Source organism: Marinobacter azerbaijanicus (genome assembly GCF_030250645.1).
GTDB classification, from domain to species: Bacteria; Pseudomonadota; Gammaproteobacteria; order Pseudomonadales; family Oleiphilaceae; genus Marinobacter; species Marinobacter azerbaijanicus.
In genome coordinates this window covers 594,320-610,775 of the sequence record NZ_JASSVS010000002.1, presented here as the reverse complement: position 1 = coordinate 610,775, position 16,456 = coordinate 594,320, and the positions used below count along the sequence as shown (strand labels likewise).

Annotated in this window: 13 protein-coding genes; 12 read left to right on the top strand and 1 reads right to left on the bottom strand. The window is 57.9% G+C overall.

Translation table 11 applies throughout. From position 1 onward, the window contains the following. Nucleotides 1-4 precede the first annotated feature (4 nt). The 9 genes from murD (at nucleotide 5) to lpxC (ending at nucleotide 10,512) form a co-directional block, all read left to right on the top strand. Nucleotides 5-1,345, top strand: a complete 1,341-nt coding sequence (gene murD, locus QPM17_RS06320) for a UDP-N-acetylmuramoyl-L-alanine--D-glutamate ligase (protein WP_285389724.1) — start codon at nucleotides 5-7, stop codon at nucleotides 1,343-1,345. Further along, nucleotides 1,345-2,547, top strand: coding sequence for a putative lipid II flippase FtsW (ftsW, locus tag QPM17_RS06315; protein ID WP_285389777.1), 1,203 nt, complete (start codon nucleotides 1,345-1,347; stop codon nucleotides 2,545-2,547). The genes murD and ftsW overlap by 1 nt, the downstream gene beginning before the upstream one ends. Next, on the top strand, nucleotides 2,540-3,625 hold the full coding sequence (gene murG, locus QPM17_RS06310; protein WP_285389723.1) for an undecaprenyldiphospho-muramoylpentapeptide beta-N-acetylglucosaminyltransferase: 1,086 nt from the start codon (nucleotides 2,540-2,542) through the stop codon (nucleotides 3,623-3,625). Before ftsW ends, murG begins: the two co-directional genes overlap by 8 nt. Continuing rightward, the gene (murC, locus tag QPM17_RS06305) at nucleotides 3,618-5,063 is read left to right on the top strand and encodes a UDP-N-acetylmuramate--L-alanine ligase (protein ID WP_285389722.1); all 1,446 of its coding nucleotides are present in this window, start codon (nucleotides 3,618-3,620) and stop codon (nucleotides 5,061-5,063) included. The genes murG and murC overlap by 8 nt, the downstream gene beginning before the upstream one ends. Next, nucleotides 5,056-6,030: a D-alanine--D-alanine ligase gene (locus QPM17_RS06300; protein WP_285389721.1), complete on the top strand. Its 975-nt coding sequence runs from the start codon at nucleotides 5,056-5,058 to the stop codon at nucleotides 6,028-6,030. Before murC ends, QPM17_RS06300 begins: the two co-directional genes overlap by 8 nt. Then, on the top strand, nucleotides 6,023-6,862 hold the full coding sequence (locus QPM17_RS06295; RefSeq protein WP_285389720.1) for a cell division protein FtsQ/DivIB: 840 nt from the start codon (nucleotides 6,023-6,025) through the stop codon (nucleotides 6,860-6,862). Before QPM17_RS06300 ends, QPM17_RS06295 begins: the two co-directional genes overlap by 8 nt. A 36-nt stretch (nucleotides 6,863-6,898) precedes the next feature. Continuing rightward, nucleotides 6,899-8,134, top strand: a complete 1,236-nt coding sequence (gene ftsA, locus QPM17_RS06290; RefSeq protein ID WP_285389719.1) for a cell division protein FtsA — start codon at nucleotides 6,899-6,901, stop codon at nucleotides 8,132-8,134. A 99-nt stretch (nucleotides 8,135-8,233) separates the two neighbouring features. Then, nucleotides 8,234-9,391: a cell division protein FtsZ gene (gene ftsZ / locus QPM17_RS06285; protein WP_285389718.1), complete on the top strand. Its 1,158-nt coding sequence runs from the start codon at nucleotides 8,234-8,236 to the stop codon at nucleotides 9,389-9,391. Between the two features lie 206 nt (nucleotides 9,392-9,597). After that, nucleotides 9,598-10,512: a UDP-3-O-acyl-N-acetylglucosamine deacetylase gene (gene lpxC, locus QPM17_RS06280; RefSeq protein WP_250091080.1), complete on the top strand. Its 915-nt coding sequence runs from the start codon at nucleotides 9,598-9,600 to the stop codon at nucleotides 10,510-10,512. Nucleotides 10,513-10,523: 11 nt separating this feature from the next. Here lpxC and QPM17_RS06275 read toward each other — a convergent pair whose 3' ends face one another. After that, entirely contained in the window at nucleotides 10,524-10,970 is a 447-nt protein-coding gene (locus QPM17_RS06275) for a DciA family protein (protein ID WP_285389717.1), read from the bottom strand. Nucleotides 10,971-11,263: 293 nt separating this feature from the next. Here QPM17_RS06275 and QPM17_RS06270 point away from each other — a divergent pair, with 293 nt between their 5' ends. The 3 genes from QPM17_RS06270 to argJ all read left to right on the top strand — a co-directional run bounded on the left by QPM17_RS06270 (nucleotide 11,264) and on the right by argJ (nucleotide 16,456). Then, nucleotides 11,264-12,217 (top strand): M23 family metallopeptidase, encoded by a 954-nt coding sequence (locus QPM17_RS06270; RefSeq protein WP_285389716.1) that lies wholly within the window; start codon nucleotides 11,264-11,266, stop codon nucleotides 12,215-12,217. A 175-nt stretch (nucleotides 12,218-12,392) separates the two neighbouring features. After that, nucleotides 12,393-15,140, top strand: a complete 2,748-nt coding sequence (gene secA / locus QPM17_RS06265; protein WP_285389715.1) for a preprotein translocase subunit SecA — start codon at nucleotides 12,393-12,395, stop codon at nucleotides 15,138-15,140. Between the two features lie 98 nt (nucleotides 15,141-15,238). Continuing rightward, nucleotides 15,239-16,456 carry a bifunctional glutamate N-acetyltransferase/amino-acid acetyltransferase ArgJ gene (gene argJ, locus QPM17_RS06260; RefSeq protein ID WP_285389714.1) on the top strand — a complete coding sequence of 406 codons (1,218 nt, stop codon included), beginning with the start codon at nucleotides 15,239-15,241 and terminating at the stop codon, nucleotides 16,454-16,456.

Genomic DNA, 16,456 nt, shown 5'->3' with positions numbered 1-16,456 from the left:
CACCATGGGTGTCATCGTTTCAGATCGTCGCACGCTGGTCGTAGGGCTTGGTAAAACCGGGCTCTCCTGCGTGCGCTATCTGTGCGGAAAAGGCCGTGACGTAGCTGTGGCTGATAGTCGGGCGGCACCTCCCGGTCTGGATGAGCTCAGAGCTCAATGGCCTGAAGTCCCTGTGTATCTCGGTGATTTTGATAGCGAGCTGTTCGCCGGCTTCAACGAGTTGGTAGTAAGTCCCGGGATCGGCATTGCCGAACCCGCGATCCGTCATGCGGCGGAAAAAGGCGCGGCTATCCGTGGTGACATTGATCTGTTTTCTGAAGCGGCGGATGCGCCAATTATTGCCATTACCGGCTCTAACGGTAAAACCACCGTGACCACGCTGGTGGGAGAAATGGCAAGGGCCGCCGGTCGCCGTGTGGAAGTGGGCGGCAATATCGGCACGCCTGCACTGGATCTACTTGGGCGCAACGCCGACCTCTATGTGCTTGAGCTGTCGAGTTTCCAGCTTGAGACAACCCACGAACTCAATGCCCTGGCGGCAACTGTCCTGAATGTCAGCGATGACCATATGGACCGTTACCCCACCAAGATGGCGTATTTCCAGGCCAAGCAGCGGATCTTCAACGGCTGCAGGAATGCGGTGGTGAATCTGGATGATGCCCTCAGTACTCCGATGGCGCGGGACAACCTCCGGTTCCTGTGTTTCGGGTTCCACCGTGTGAATCCGGATACCTTCAGCACCCGTGATGACGACGAGGGAATCTGGATTACGTTCGGTTTCGATAACCTGCTGCTTGCGGATGAGCTGGGGCTTATGGGCCGGCATAACATCAGCAATGTGATGGCGGCTCTGGCGTTGGGGCACGCAGCGGGCCTGCCAATGAACCTGATGCTGGAAACAGTGCGGAATTTCAGGGGGCTGCCCCACCGCTGTGAGTTTATCCGGAGAGTTGGTGATGTGGATTACATCAATGACTCCAAAGGCACCAACGTGGGTGCCACCGTCGCCGCCATCGAAAGCCTGGTTCCGGTTGACGGGAAGATTGTTCTTATTGCCGGCGGGGAAGGCAAGGGTGCCGATTTCTCACCGTTGGCGGAGCCGGTCGCGGCTCATTGCAGAGCGGTAGTGCTGATAGGTACCGATGCAGGGCTTATTGCCTCCGCCCTTGGCGGTGAGGTCGAGACTATTAATGCCGCCACTATGGAGGATGCAGTCCGGAAGGCAGCAAGTCTGGCAGAGCCCGGGGACAGGGTGCTGTTGTCACCAGCCTGTGCCAGCTTCGACATGTTTCGTGATTACAACGACCGCGGTGACAGTTTCCGTAAACAGGTGGAGGGGTTGTGATGCACGCTGACCTGTCTCTCCCCAACCACCAGAGCCTTTTCCGCGACTTGCGCCCGCTGCCGCTGCTGATTATCAGCTCCGCAGCATTGCTGGTGACGGGCATTGTGATGATTTCCTCTGCGTCCATGGACATGGCGGCGGAAACCATGGGCAACAGCTACCACTACGTGATCCGGCAACTTATTTTCGCTGGTATCGGCTGCATGTTTGCCCTGGTTGCCGTAAACGTGCCGATCTCCTGGTGGGAACGCAGCGGGTGGCTGCTGTTGGGTATTGGTCTGCTGTCGCTGCTTCTGGTGCTGACGCCGCTCGGACGCACCGTGAACGGTTCGACCCGGTGGATTTCTTTCGGTTTCTTCAATGTCCAGGTGTCCGAGATCGCAAAACTCTGCCTCATCGCCTACCTGGCAGGCTATGTGGTGCGCCGAAGGGATGAATTACTGAACACCTGGGCAGGATTCCTGAAACCGCTCGGGGTACTCGGTATTGCTTCCGTGCTACTGGTTATCGAGCCCGATTTCGGCGCCACAGTGGTCCTGGTGGCCGCGGCCGCCGGCATGATCTTCCTGAGTGGTGTGCGACTAAGCCGATTCATGCCACTGATCGGTGTATTGGTGGTTATGGGGGCGGTGCTGGTATTCACCCAGCCCTATCGGTTGAAGCGTGTTGTGAGTTACCTCGATCCCTGGAAAGACCAGTTTGATACCGGGTATCAGCTCACCCAGTCATTGATTGCATTCGGTCGTGGTGACTGGGCAGGTACCGGGCTCGGTAATTCAGTGCAGAAGCTGTTCTACCTGCCGGAAGCGCACACGGATTTCATCTTCGCAATCATCGCCGAAGAGTTCGGGCTGCTGGGTTCTCTGATTGTGCTTGGTCTGTTCACAGTGCTTGTGGTCACCGGATTCGTGATTGCCAGAAGAGCAGAGAAGGCGGACATGCCGTTTGCCGCCTGTTTTTCCTACGGGATAACCCTGCTGATCGGGCTGCAGGCCAGCATCAACATGTCGGTCAGCACCGGGTTGCTGCCAACCAAGGGACTGACACTACCACTGGTGAGCTACGGCGGTTCAAGCCTGATGATTACCGCCGTGTGCATCGGCGTGTTGGCAAGGGTGGAAATGGAACGGCTCGACCGCGAGAAGGTGGTGGTCGAGAAGTCCCGTAAACCGGCGGCCAGGGGAGGTGCAGTTTATGACTGATAGACGGCGCTTTCTGATGATGGCCGGAGGCACCGGTGGCCATGTGTTTCCGGCACTGGCAACAGCGAGGAAACTCCAGGAGAAAGGTCATGAGGTTTTCTGGCTCGGCTCCCGGGGTGGTATGGAAGAACGGCTGATTGGTGAAACCGACATACCGCTTTCGCTGATCCAGATTTCGGGCCTGAGGGGGAAGGGCCGGCTGGCGTTGGTGATGGCGCCGTTCCGGTTGATGCGGGCACTGGCGCAGGCGTTTTCTGTTGTCCGTGGTATACGCCCCCACTGTGTTATCGGGATGGGTGGGTTTGTGACCGGGCCTGGTGGAGTGGCCGCCTGGCTTACCAGGTCGCCGCTGGTGATCCATGAGCAGAATGCCATTGCCGGTATGACCAACCGGATTCTGGTGCGTTTCGCTACTACTGTGCTGGAGGCCTTTCCCGGCAGTTTCGGTGCCGATGTGGTAACCCGCTGCACCGGCAATCCGGTCAGGCAGGACCTGGCATCCCTGGTGGAACCGGAAAAACGGATGTCGGGCCGCGCCGGCGCACTCAGATTACTGGTGGTCGGGGGCAGCCTGGGCGCCCAGATCTTTAACCGGACATTGCCTGAGGCCCTGGCCAGGATGCCGGAATCCGAGCGCCCGACCGTTCGTCACCAGTGTGGTGAAAAGAATACAGATGAGGCCCGGAAAGCCTACAGCGAGCATGGGGTGGAAGCGTCTGTGGAGCCCTTTATCAAGGATATGGCGGAAGCCTATGGCTGGGCGGATATCGTGCTCTGCCGCGCTGGTGCTCTGACGGTTTCCGAGCTGTGTGTTGCGGGAGTTGGAGCGATTCTGGTGCCGTTTCCCCATGCCGTGGACGATCATCAGACCCGGAACGCACAGCAAATGGTGAATGCCAGGGGCGCGATCCTGATTCCGCAGCCAAAACTGTCAGCGGATCTGCTGGCGGAAACCCTGACGGACCTGGGAAAGGATCGCGCCCGGATTATCGATATGGCGAAGGCGGCAAAGACGCTGGCCCGCCCTGATGCAACGGAGAGAGTCGTGAATTACTGTCTGGAGGCCGCCAATGGCTGAGTCCACTAATCCCCCGCTGGTCTTTCAGGTGCCTGAAATGCGCCGTATCCGCAATATCCATTTTGTGGGGATTGGCGGCGCCGGCATGAGCGGTATTGCCGAAGTGCTGAAGAACCAGGGTTATGAAGTGTCTGGCTCGGACATCCGTGAAGGCGCGGTGACCGACCGGCTGTCAGCCATGGGCATTGAGGTGTTCATCGGCCATCGCGAGGACAACAGCGCAAAGGCCGATGTGGTAGTGGTTTCCTCGGCGGTGACAGGGGAGAACCCGGAAGTTGCCGCAGCACGCAGCCGGCGGGTGCCGATTGTGCCCCGGGCGGAAATGCTGGCGGAAATCATGCGCTATCGCCACGGCATTGCTGTGGCCGGGACTCACGGTAAAACCACCACCACCAGCCTGATTGCTTCCGTACTGGCGGAAGCCGGCCTGGACCCCACCTTCGTCATCGGCGGCAAGCTCAACAGCGCCGGCACCAACGCGCAGCTGGGTGGGTCCCGCTATCTGGTGGCAGAAGCGGACGAAAGCGATGCGTCATTCCTCCACCTGACCCCCGTTATCTCCGTGGTTACCAACATTGAAGCGGATCACATGGATACCTATGGCGGCGATGTGGGGCGTCTGAAGCAGACCTTTGTGGATTTCCTTCACAATCTGCCTTTTTACGGTGTCGCCGTGATGTGTGTGGATGACGATTATGTGCAGGAAATTATTCCAAGGATTTCCCGCGCCATCATTACCTATGGCATCGACAATCCGGACGCCGATTACCGCGCCGAAAATATCCAGTCCGACGGGCTCCGGACGCGCTTTGTTGTCCGTCGCCCGGGAGGGCGCAGTGATCTGGAAGTGGAGTTGAAAATGCCGGGCCGCCACAACGTGCTGAACGCACTGGCAGCCATTGCCGTCGCCACCGACGAAGGCGTGGAAGATGCCGCCATATGCCGGGGCCTGGCGGGCTTCGCCGGTGTTGGTCGCCGGTTCCAGGTTTATGGCGACTATAAGACGCGCAAAGGCACCATTACGTTGATTGACGACTATGGCCACCACCCAACGGAAGTCGAGGCGGTTATTCGTGCTGCCCACGACGCCTGGCCCGATCGCCGGCTGGTAATGCTGTACCAGCCCCACAGATACACCAGGACCAGGGACCTTTACGAGGACTTCGTACGCGTGTTGTCGGAAGTGGATGGCCTGCTACTGATGGAAGTCTACTCCGCGGGTGAGCCGGCAATTAATGGCGCCGACAGCCGTGCGCTGTGCCGCAGTATTCGTCAGCGCGGGAGCGTTGAGCCGGTTTTTGTGGAAGACAATAGCGAAATTGAAACCCTGCTCGCCAATAACCTGCGGGATGGCGACCTGCTGATCACGCAGGGGGCTGGTGATATTGGTGGTGTTGCCGCGCGGCTGGCGGCAGCGGGAGTGATTGCTGATGAGTGACATTAACCGGGTGGACACACACGGCTATCAGGCTGACATGGAGACCATCAGGGCGCTGGGTCGAGTCGCCGTGTTTATGGGGGGGGACTCTGCTGAGCGCGAGGTCTCGCTGAAAAGTGGGCAGGCAGTGTTGTCCGCCTTGCTGTCGGCTGGTGTCGATGCTTATGCAGTGGATGTTCAGGGGTGCCTGCTCAAAACCGTGGAAGACCCGCAGTTTGACCGGGTGTTCATTGCACTACACGGGCGCGGCGGTGAAGACGGCACCATCCAGGCAATCCTGTCCCAGGCAGGTATACCTTTTACTGGCAGCGATCTTCTCGCTTCCGCTCTGGCTATGGACAAGCTGCGGACCAAGTATGTGTTCAAGGGGTGTGGGCTGCCAACACCAAAGTTCCGGGCTATGGGATCGGTTGATGAGGCAGACAGCATATTGCAGACGTTGGCCCCGCCTCTGAGCGTCAAGCCTTCGAGGGAAGGCTCCAGCATCGGTATTCGTAAGGTGGCCAGCCGGCAGGAGCTGATTGAGGCCTATGAGGAGGCGGCAGTTCTGGATCCACTGGTTCTGGTCGAAGAGTGGATTGAAGGGCCGGAATTCACGGTTAGCCTGCTCCAGGATCAGCCACTGCCGGCCATCGGTCTGAGCACGGACCATGTGTTCTACGACTACGACGCCAAGTACCTGGCTGACGATACCCGCTACCAGATCCCCTGTGGCCTGGATCCGGATAGCGAACTGAAACTCCAGCACCTGGCGCTGGACGCCTTCAAGGTACTGGGCTGCCGCACCTGGGGGCGGGTGGACATCATGCAGGACAGCAAGGGTGATTTCTGGCTGCTGGAAGTTAACACGGTGCCGGGCATGACGGACCACAGTCTGGTCCCCATGTCGGCAAGGGCGGCTGGTATAAGTTTCGAAGAGTTGGTGGTGAGAATCCTGACCGACACGCTGGAGGCGCACGATGCTTGAGACGCTGCTGATCCGGAGCCGGGCGGTACCGTCCGACCCACCGAAGCGCAGGGGGGCAACGTCCCTTGGGCCGGAGAGGGACCGGTTTGGTTTGCTGAAAGCTGTATTGGCTGCCATGCCATGGGGGCAGGCGTTAATGGGCGCGGGTATTGTTTTGCTGGCGGCGTTGGTGCCCTGGGGAACCGGCGAAGTGCTGAACGCCATGGATCGTCAGGTCATGGCCATCGACGTGACTGGCTCCCTGGTGGGTGAAAACCGCACTGCCCTGGAGCGCAGCACCGGAAAATGGATTGGTCGAAGTTTTTTCGCTACCGATCTTTCGCAAATCAAGGAGAGCCTGGAGCAGCGCCCCTGGGTGGAGTCAGCTGCCGTCAAGCGTGTCTGGCCCGACCGGTTGCAGGTTGAGATCCGTGAAAAAAAACCGCTGGCCTACTGGAATGGTGGTCGGCTGGTGAGTCGCAACGGCGAGCTGTTTACCCCGGATAACCCCGAAGTGGCAGGAAAGCTGCCGCGGCTGGCTGGCCCTGACGAGCGGGTTAAAGAGGTTATCAGCATGGCCCGGACGATGTCGGACAGGCTCACCGGTCACAATCTCGGATTCGCCGGCCTGAGTCTTGAGCATCGCGGTGCCTGGACGCTGACCCTGGCCAACGGCATCGAAGTGGTTCTGGGTCGCGACCAGGTCGAGCAGCGCTTCGAGCGCTTTATTACGGTTTATCAGGAACGGCTGGCTTCACGTTCAGACGAAGTCAGCCGGGTGGATGCCCGCTACAGCAATGGGGTAGCGGTTCAGTGGAAGTCGACAGAAACGGCATCCCGGTCAAAATCATAGCAACGCAAAATTCAGACCTACGGTTTGGTGGAATACATGTCATCGGTTGAAACGGAAAACATGATTGTCGGCCTCGATATCGGAACCTCGAAAGTGGTTGCGATTGTCGGCAAGCGCAAAATGGACGGGACCATTGAGGTGGTGGGTATCGGTTCGCACCCCTCCCGCGGACTCAAGCGTGGCGTGGTTGTCAATATCGAAACCACAGTCCAGGCGATACAGCGGGCCGTGGAGGAAGCGGAGCTGATGGCTGGATGCCGGATTCACTCGGTGTATGCGGGCATTGCCGGCAGCCACATCAAGAGCCTGAACTCCCATGGCATCGTTGCTATTCGTGACCGGGAGGTAACCCAGGCAGATATCGACCGGGTGATCGACGCTGCCCAGGCGGTGGCTATTCCGGCGGATCAGAAGATTCTTCACATCCTGCCCCAGGAGTTCGTGATTGACAGCCAGGAAGGCATCAAGGAACCCATGGGCATGTCTGGTGTTCGCCTGGAAGCGAAAGTGCATCTGGTGACCTGTGCGGTGAATGCCGCCCAGAACATCGAAAAGTGCGTAAAGCGCTGCGGCCTTGAAGTGGACGACATCATCCTCGAACAGCTTGCCTCAAGCCACGCCATCCTCACCGAGGATGAAAAGGAGCTGGGCGTGTGTGTTGTGGATATCGGCGGTGGAACCACGGACATCGCGGTGTTTACCGGCGGCGCAATCCGCCACACGTCGGTGATACCCATTGCCGGGGATCAGGTGACCAACGACATTGCCATGGCCCTGCGTACGCCTACGCAGAATGCCGAGGAAATCAAGATCAAATACGCCTGCGCCCTGACACAGCTGGCCGGCGCGGACGAGACCATCAAGGTGCCCAGTGTGGGCGACCGGGCGCCACGGGATCTTTCCCGCCAGGCGCTGGCCGAGGTGGTGGAGCCCCGCTACGAAGAGCTGTTCACCCTGGTGCAGTCAGAACTTCGCCGTTCGGGATTTGAAGACCTGATCCCGGCCGGCATCGTGATTACCGGCGGTTCCTCCACCATGGAAGGTGTGGTGGAACTGGCCGAGGAAATCTTCCACATGCCGGTAAGGCTGGCCTGTCCGCAGGCGGTTTCCGGCATGACGGAGGTGGTCAACAACCCGATCTACGCCACCGGCGTGGGGTTGTTGATCCATGGCTTCCGCCAGATGGATCTGGGGCGGGCGCCGGCGCTTAAGGGTGAAGAAGCACCCACGCTGTTTGAGCGCATGAAAGCCTGGTTTACCGGTCATTTCTGACGGTCGCCAGTAGAAGACGTACACGAAGGTATCTCGAAAATCATAATCTCGAAAAATCAGTCTGGAAAAGGCTGATAAACAGCACGAAGGAGTAGGGGAATGTTTGAACTCGTCGATAATGTCCAGCAGAACGCTGTCATTAAAGTAGTGGGAGTTGGCGGTGGTGGCGGTAACGCCGTTCGCCACATGCTCAACAGTGATATTGAAGGTGTGGAGTTCATCTGCGCCAATACGGACGCCCAGGCGCTTACGGACCTGGACGCACGTCAGATTATCCAGCTTGGCGGCAACATCACCAAGGGGCTGGGTGCCGGTGCCAATCCGGAAGTGGGACGCCAGTCAGCTCTGGAAGACCGTGACCGTATTGCCGAGGCGCTGAAAGGTGCCGACATGGTCTTTATTACTGCCGGCATGGGTGGTGGAACAGGCACGGGCGCAGCTCCTGTAGTGGCTGAAGTGGCCCGCGAGCTGGGCATCCTTACCGTAGCTGTGGTCACCAAGCCGTTCATGTTCGAAGGTGGCAAGCGCATGAGCGTGGCCGATGCGGGGCTCAAGGAACTGGAAGAAACCGTTGATTCCCTGATTACCATTCCCAACGAAAAGCTGTTGGCGGTGATGGGCAAGAAAACAAGCCTGCTGGACGCGTTTGCCTCTGCCAACGACGTTCTGCTCGGCGCCGTTCAGGGCATCGCTGATCTGATTACCCGTAACGGAATGATCAACGTCGACTTTGCCGACGTAAAGACGGTCATGTCAGAAATGGGCAATGCCATGATGGGCACAGCGCGTGCCACTGGCGAGAACCGGGCCCGCGAAGCTGCAGAAGCCGCAATACGCAGTCCTTTGCTGGAAGACATCAACCTGCAGGGAGCCAAGGGTATTCTGGTCAACATCACTGCGGGTATGGATCTCAACCTGGGCGAGTTCTCCGAGGTGGGCGATATTGTTCGCGAATTTGCATCTGATTCCGCCACGGTTGTGGTTGGTACGGTAATCGATCCGGACATGACCGACGAACTCAAGGTGACGGTGGTTGCAACCGGCCTGGGTGGGGACCGTGAAAAGCCCACCAAGGTCGTGGATAACACCCGCAGCCTTGATGGCACAACGGATTACAATCAGCTTGATCGTCCGGCTGTGCTGCGTCGCAGGGCAGTGGCTCATGGCAATGTTGCGGTTGATCAGAGCAAGGACAGTGAAGAGCAGGGAGTCGACTATCTCGATATTCCCGCATTCCTTCGCCGTCAGGCTGACTGATAATCTCTTGCAAACACGCTAATAGTTGGAACTATGTTCGCGGATTGACGTGTACTGACTATCAGTCTGGCCCAGGGGGCCGGGGCCCAATCGTGGATTACGAAGCGTTACGATTGGTTAAATGGTATTCAGTTTCAACTTCTGGTATTCTCCGGGCAGATTTTTGCCCAGACTATACCGCATTTATGTGACGGAAATATGTACCGATGATCAGACAACGGACACTCAAAAACACCATCCGAGCCACTGGTGTTGGCCTCCATTCGGGTGAAAAGGTTTACCTGACCCTGAAGCCGGCCCCAGTGGACTCGGGAATCGTTTTCCGCCGCACTGACCTCGACCCTGTGGTTGATATCCGTGCGTGTGCTGAAAACGTGGGTGAGACCATGCTTTCCACGACACTTCTGAAAGACGGTGTCCGGGTTGCAACAGTAGAGCATTTGTTGTCAGCCATGGCTGGTCTCGGGATCGATAACTGCTTCGTCGAACTCAGTGCGGCGGAAGTGCCCATTATGGACGGCTCAGCCGGTCCTTTTGTGTTTCTTCTGCAGTCTGCCGGCATTGCCGAGCAGGACGCGGCCAAACGTTTCATCCGCATCAAGCGCGAAGTGACGGTTGAAGAAGGTGACAAGAAGGCGACCCTGCTGCCGTTTGAAGGCTTCAAGGTGAGCTTCGGCATCGACTTTGACCACCCTGTATTCAAGGGGCGCGCCCAGACGGCGACCGTTGATTTCTCCAGCACGTCTTTCGTGAAGGAAGTCAGCCGCGCACGGACTTTCGGGTTCATGCGTGACATCGAGAAACTGCGGGCGATGAATCTGGCATTGGGCGGAAGCGTGGATAACGCCATCGTCGTTGATGACTACAAGATCCTCAACGAAGACGGTCTGCGTTACGACGATGAATTCGTCAAGCACAAACTGCTGGATGCCATCGGTGATCTCTACCAGTTGGGTAACAGCCTGATTGGCGAGTTTCGTGGCATCAAATCCGGCCATGACCTGAATAACAAGCTGCTGCGCAAGCTCAGGGCAGAAGAGGATGCATGGGAAGTGGTGACCTTCGATGACGAGGCCGCTGCCCCGATTTCCTATATGAAACCTGTGCTGGCGGCGGGCTGAGGCAGGACGCCTTAGTCCCGGACGTGGCTTGCGAGTTTTTCGAGAACCTCGCGTAATTGTTTGTCCTTCGTGTGCCCGGCCTCTTCTCTGAGGAGCCGGGCATTTTCATTACTCAGGGGTGTCATCTTGACTTTGGGTCGTTCGTGGAACCTGGGTGGGGCAACCTTGACCTTCAGTTTCCAGACGAAGCGAAACAGTTCCTGTTTGCGAAGCGCCTCCATGATTTCGTGCTGCCGGAAACGGATCTGACTGGCGTTGGTGGCCGTTGCAGCAGACAGTATCAGCTCTCCCTCCTTGCAACTGACAAAGCGGGTACCTTTGGCAAGGCTTTCCGGCAGTGCTGCGATAACCAGTTGCTCGGCCCGGGCATGATGCTGCGCCTTTGCCATCAGCTCCCGCAGGTTTGGGGCCCTGGAAAAGCTGTCCGGTGTCAATTCGAGGTCAGTTTTCTTTTTCATGGCAATCAGTAGTTCTCGACGACAACGGTAACGATTGGTTACACTTCGGCACGGTTAATAGGCAGTGCCTGTATTACACTCGTTTTACATTGTCTGGTGCGTGTGTGTCCACGGGTGGCTGCTATTTTATCAAACGTAGTCGTTGCAATGGATGGCACATGCGTTTTCAGACGCGGTCTATGCTGCCCAGGATTGAGTAGTCGGAGAGGAACTCCGCAATCTGGCAAAGGATGCCCCGGCAGGCCCAGTCAGAACACTCGGGATGCAACACTACAGGATCAGGTTGCGTCCCCATGAAACCAGAAGACGATATGAACATTATCTTCGTTGGCAAGCGCCATGGGAAATCCCGTGCAGTTTCGATAAATGGTCCGATCGCGGTTGGCCTGGTGTTTTTCGTAACCGTGCTGCTGGTACTGGCAGGGTGGTCTGGATATCAGGTGGCTTTGGGGCAGGTCGAGCCGATCGAGCCCGAGGAGTCGGAACTGGTAGCCGAGTGGCGCTCAAAACTGAAACAGCAGAAAAACGAGCTCGCCCAACTGGAGCAGAATGTCCAGCAGCAGGTGGATGCGCTTACGCTTCGCCTGGGTGAAATGCAGGGGCGCTTACTACGGCTTGATGCGCTCGGGCAGCGTTTCGTGGAATCCGGCCTTGTGGCCAGTGATGAGTTCGATTTTGATCAGCCGGCTGCAGTCGGTGGCCCGGAAGACAGTCTGGATGGCGACTCCTACACGGCCCCGGAGCTCACCAGCATGATTGATCAGTTGGCAAAGCGCATTGAAGACCGGGAACAACAGTTGCGCATGCTGGATATGGTCACCTCCCGACAGAAGCTTGAGAAAGAACTCTACGTGCAGGGCCGCCCGATTACCTGGGGCTGGCTGTCGTCCAAGTATGGTTACCGTTCTGATCCATTTACCGGCAAGCGCACATGGCATGCCGGCGTCGACCTTGCAGGCAAGGACGGCAGCGATATCATCTCCGTCGCCGCTGGTGTGGTCACCTATGCCGATGAGCGCTATGGCTATGGCAATCTGGTGGAGGTGGATCACGGTGATGGCCTGCTGACCCGTTATGCTCACGCCAAGACCATCAAGGTGAACGTGGGAGATGTGGTCCAGAAAGGCCAGGTTCTGGCGCTGATGGGAAGCACAGGGCGCTCTACGGGCCCGCACGTGCATTTCGAGGTGATTCGTAACGGCAAGTCCGAGAATCCTGAAACCTATATAAAACGAGCCAGCCGCTAGTCGTTCTGTCAGTCGCCCCAGGCGGCGTCTGATGTCCCTTCCGGTTGTCCCTCCGGTACTCTTTTTTCAATCTTTTCAGCGTTGTGACAGGCTTCTGTGAGGCCTGACTTTTGTCCTGCCGCGAAATAAGGTTAGAATGCCGGCTTCCTCCGTTTAATCAAAGAAGCAGTGGTCTATGTTCACAAAGCTTGCAACCAAGATGTTCGGCAGTAAGAACGCCAGAGAAATCAAGCGGATGCGCAAAACTGTCTCGCGCATTAACGAACTTGAAGAACAGTATGGCAATTTGTCGGACACCGAGTTGCAGGGCAAGACCGCGGAGTTCCGTCGCCGCTATGATGAAGGCGAAAGCCTCGATGCCTTGCTACCGGAAGCCTTTGCCACTACCCGCGAGGCAAGTCGCCGGGTGATGGGCATGCGTCATTACGACGTACAGATGATCGGCGGTATCACGCTGCACGAAGGCCGGATAGCCGAGATGAAAACCGGTGAGGGTAAAACCCTTGTAGCCACACTGGCTGTCTACCTGAATGCGCTGACCGGTAAGGGTGTTCACCTGGTTACGGTAAACGATTACCTGGCTCGGCGGGACGCTGAGTGGATGGGCAAACTCTACCGTTTTCTCGGCCTCCAGGTAGGTGTCGTCGTTGCCGGCCAGCCCCAGGAAGAGAAGCGTGCCGCCTACCAGGCTGACATTACTTACGGTACCAACAACGAGTTCGGCTTTGATTACCTGCGGGACAACATGGCGTTCAGCACCGAGGACAAGGTGCAGCGTGGCCTGCATTTCGCCATTGTCGATGAAGTGGACTCAATCCTGATTGACGAGGCACGCACGCCGCTGATTATTTCCGGGGCGGCCGAAGACAGTTCGAGACTCTATCTGGCCATCAACGAACTGGTGCCAAACCTTGAGCAGGGCGAAGTGAGCGAAGAGGAGGGTGAACCCAGCGGTGACTTCACCATCGACGAGAAATCCCGCCAGGTAGAGCTGACCGAAAGCGGTCACGAAAAGGTGGAAGAGCTGTTGCTGGAACGGGGCCTGCTGAAGGAAGGCGAGAGCCTCTATTCCGCAGCCAACCTCAGCCTGCTACACCACGTTCATTCCGCGCTCAGGGCTCATCATCTGTTCCAGAAAGACGTGGACTATATCGTCCAGGGCGACCAGGTGGTCATCGTGGACGAGCACACGGGGCGCACCATGCCGGGCCGCCGCTGGAGTGAGGGTTTGCACCAGGCCATTGAGGCAAAAGAAGGTGTACGTATCCAGGCAGAGAGCCAGACCCTGGCCTCCACGACTTTCCAGAACTACTTCCGGCTATACGACAAGCTGGCCGGGATGACCGGTACTGCCGATACTGAAGCTTTCGAGTTCCGTCAGATCTATGGTCTGGATGTGGTCGTTATTCCGCCCAACAAACCAATCCAGCGGATTGACTATAACGACCTGATTTATCTCACCCAGGAAGAGAAGTTCCACGCCATTATTGATGAAATCAAGGATGTCACCGCCGAGGGCCGGCCGATTCTGGTGGGTACGGCCTCCATCGAGGCTTCCGAGTTGCTGTCCATGCTGCTCAAGAAGGCGCGGATTGACCACAAGATCCTCAACGCCAAGCAGCATGAGAGCGAGGCCCAGATCATTGCCCAGGCGGGTCGCCCGGGCGCCGTGACCATTGCCACCAACATGGCGGGCCGAGGTACCGACATCGTGCTCGGTGGTAACTGGGAATTCGAGGTGGCGGGGTTGGACAACCCCACCGAAGAGGAAGTCGCTCGCATCAAGGCGGAGTGGACGGAGCGTCATAACCAGGTGCTGGAGGCCGGCGGCCTGCACATCATCGGCACTGAACGCCACGAATCCCGTCGTATCGACAACCAGCTTCGTGGACGTGCCGGTCGTCAGGGTGACCCGGGCTCATCACGCTTCTTCCTGTCCCTGGAAGACAACCTTATGCGGATCTTCGCCCCGGACCGGGTGAAGAGCCTGATGCAGGCGATGGGCATGAAGAAGGGCGAGGCCATCGAACACCGCATGGTGACCAACGCCATCGAGAAATCCCAGCGCAAGGTGGAAGGCCGCAACTTTGATATGCGGAAAACCCTTCTGGAATATGATGACGTCGCCAACGACCAGCGGACCGTCATCTACGATCAGCGTAATGAAGTCATGTCTTCGGAAGACATTTCCGACATGATCAAGACCATTCGTGAAGATGTGGTTGATTCTCTGGTCAGTGAATTCATTCCGCCCCAGAGCATGCCCGAGCAGTGGGATGTTGCCGGCCTGGAAAACCAGCTTCAGTCAGAGATGGCCATTAATCTTCCCATCCAGAAGTGGCTGGACGAGGACAGCAAGCTTTACGAGGAGAATCTTCGCCAGCGGATACTGGACGAAATCGTCGCGGCCTATCAGGCCAAGGAGGAGTTGGCCGGCTCTGAACCCATGCGTAAGTTCGAGAAGCAGGTGTTCCTGCAGGTGCTTGATACGTTGTGGAAAGAGCATCTCTCAAATATGGATCATCTGCGCCGTGGTATTCACCTGCGTGGTTACGCCCAGAAGAACCCCAAGCAGGAATACAAGCGCGAGGCCTTTAACCTGTTTGAGACCATGCTGGAGACCATGAAGCGCGATGTGGTGCGGGTTCTGTCCCATGTTCGCGTGCAGAGCCGCGAGGAGATGGAAGAGGTTGAGCGTCGCCGCAAGGAAGAGCTTGAACGTGAACTTGCCCAGGCTCGTCTGCGCCATGACGAAACCAGTATTACCGGGCAGAGGCAGGACGACAATTCCAGCGGCTCCGGTGCCCAGCCACAGGGCACCCCAGAGACCTTCGTGCGACAGGACCGAAAAGTGGGGCGCAATGAGCCCTGTCCGTGCGGGTCCGGCAAGAAATACAAGCAGTGCTGCGGAAAGGTCAGCTGATTCCCGGCACTGACCAGTAGTACAACGGCCCGCACCCTGATTGATTCAGGCTGCGGGTTTTTCGTTTGGTAACCGCTTTTGAAGAAAGGAGAGTGAAGATGGCCGTTGGTCCAGGAACCTTGCCGACGTTTTTCCCGGTGGCCGGCGTCAAGCTGGGTATTGGCAGCGCCGGCATCAAGAAGCCGGGCAAGAAGGATGTGGTAGTAATCGAGCTGGCCCCGGGCAGCCGCGCGGCGGGGATCTTTACCCGCAACCAGTTCTGCGCTGCCCCTGTTCACGTCACACGGAGCCACCTGGCCAGTGATGCGCCCCGTTACCTGTTGATCAATACCGGTAACGCCAATGCCGGTACCGGTCAGCAGGGTATGAAGGATGCCCTGGCCTGTTGTCAGGCGCTGGCGGATCAGGCCGGTGTGGTGGCCAGTGCCGTACTGCCTTTCTCCACGGGTGTGATTGGTGAGCCCCTGCCTGTAACAAAGATTGTTGACGCGTTGCCCCAGGCACTGGCCGATGTATCGGAGTCTCACTGGGTGGAAGCGGCATCCGGAATCATGACCACGGATACCCGTCCCAAGGGGGCGACCCGTCAGGTCGATCTGGACGGCCATACAGTGTCCATTTCCGGTATCAGTAAAGGGGCGGGCATGATTCGCCCCAATATGGCGACAATGCTGGGTTTCATCGCGACCGACGCGACCATTGCTCCGGACGTGTTGTCGTCCCTGGCTTCCGAGCTCGGAGAGAAGTCCTTCAACCGTATTACCATTGATGGCGACACCTCAACCAACGATGCCTGCATGCTGATCGCCAGCGGCCAGTACAGTGGCCCCGAGATTACCTCCGGAAGTCCTCTTCTGCCAAAGCTCAGGGAGGCGCTGCGCGAGGTGTTCCTCGAGCTGGCCCATGCCATTGTCCGGGACGGCGAGGGCGCGACCAAGTTTGTCACCATCGAAGTCAGCCAGGCGCGCTCCACTGAGGAGGCCCTGGACGTTGCCTACACCGTTGCGCACTCTCCTCTGGTAAAGACAGCCCTGTTTGCTTCTGATCCCAACTGGGGCCGTATCCTGGCGGCTGTAGGCCGTGCCGGTGTCGAAGGGCTGGACCTTGATGCCCTGGAGATCTGGCTGGGGGATGTCTGTCTTGTTCGCAATGGCGGCCGTGCCGAGGATTACAGCGAGTCCAGGGGGCAGGCGGTGATGGATAGCGAGGAAATTACCATCCGTATCGACCTCAAGCGTGGTGATGTAATGGAGCGGGTATGGACCTGCGACTTTTCCCACGACTATGTCACCATCAATGCTGAATACCGCACCTGA